General features: G+C 53.3%; 1 rRNA gene. It reads left to right on the top strand.

What is annotated here, in order from left to right:
• The first annotated feature begins 2 nt into the window (after positions 1–2).
• Positions 3–1,557 (top strand): 16S ribosomal RNA (locus tag ATB74_RS23245).
• The last annotated feature ends 11 nt before the right edge of the window (positions 1,558–1,568 follow it).

Below are 1,568 nucleotides of genomic sequence, written 5' to 3' on the forward strand. Positions count from 1 at the left end.
TTAAATTGAAGAGTTTGATCATGGCTCAGATTGAACGCTGGCGGCAGGCCTAACACATGCAAGTCGAGCGGAAACGACACTAACAATCCTTCGGGTGCGTTAATGGGCGTCGAGCGGCGGACGGGTGAGTAATGCCTAGGAAATTGCCTTGATGTGGGGGATAACCATTGGAAACGATGGCTAATACCGCATAATGCCTACGGGCCAAAGAGGGGGACCTTCGGGCCTCTCGCGTCAAGATATGCCTAGGTGGGATTAGCTAGTTGGTGAGGTAATGGCTCACCAAGGCGACGATCCCTAGCTGGTCTGAGAGGATGATCAGCCACACTGGAACTGAGACACGGTCCAGACTCCTACGGGAGGCAGCAGTGGGGAATATTGCACAATGGGCGAAAGCCTGATGCAGCCATGCCGCGTGTATGAAGAAGGCCTTCGGGTTGTAAAGTACTTTCAGTTGTGAGGAAGGGGGTAGCGTTAATAGCGCTATCTCTTGACGTTAGCAACAGAAGAAGCACCGGCTAACTCCGTGCCAGCAGCCGCGGTAATACGGAGGGTGCGAGCGTTAATCGGAATTACTGGGCGTAAAGCGCATGCAGGTGGTTCATTAAGTCAGATGTGAAAGCCCGGGGCTCAACCTCGGAACTGCATTTGAAACTGGTGAACTAGAGTACTGTAGAGGGGGGTAGAATTTCAGGTGTAGCGGTGAAATGCGTAGAGATCTGAAGGAATACCAGTGGCGAAGGCGGCCCCCTGGACAGATACTGACACTCAGATGCGAAAGCGTGGGGAGCAAACAGGATTAGATACCCTGGTAGTCCACGCCGTAAACGATGTCTACTTGGAGGTTGTGGCCTTGAGCCGTGGCTTTCGGAGCTAACGCGTTAAGTAGACCGCCTGGGGAGTACGGTCGCAAGATTAAAACTCAAATGAATTGACGGGGGCCCGCACAAGCGGTGGAGCATGTGGTTTAATTCGATGCAACGCGAAGAACCTTACCTACTCTTGACATCCAGAGAAGCCAGTGGAGACACAGGTGTGCCTTCGGGAGCTCTGAGACAGGTGCTGCATGGCTGTCGTCAGCTCGTGTTGTGAAATGTTGGGTTAAGTCCCGCAACGAGCGCAACCCTTATCCTTGTTTGCCAGCGAGTAATGTCGGGAACTCCAGGGAGACTGCCGGTGATAAACCGGAGGAAGGTGGGGACGACGTCAAGTCATCATGGCCCTTACGAGTAGGGCTACACACGTGCTACAATGGCGCATACAGAGGGCAGCAAGCTAGCGATAGTGAGCGAATCCCAAAAAGTGCGTCGTAGTCCGGATTGGAGTCTGCAACTCGACTCCATGAAGTCGGAATCGCTAGTAATCGTAGATCAGAATGCTACGGTGAATACGTTCCCGGGCCTTGTACACACCGCCCGTCACACCATGGGAGTGGGCTGCAAAAGAAGTGGGTAGTTTAACCTTTCGGGGAGGACGCTCACCACTTTGTGGTTCATGACTGGGGTGAAGTCGTAACAAGGTAGCCCTAGGGGAACCTGGGGCTGGATCACCTCCTTATACGAAGATAT

This window comes from Vibrio splendidus (assembly GCF_001557875.1).
Classification (GTDB): domain Bacteria; phylum Pseudomonadota; class Gammaproteobacteria; order Enterobacterales; family Vibrionaceae; genus Vibrio; species Vibrio splendidus_F.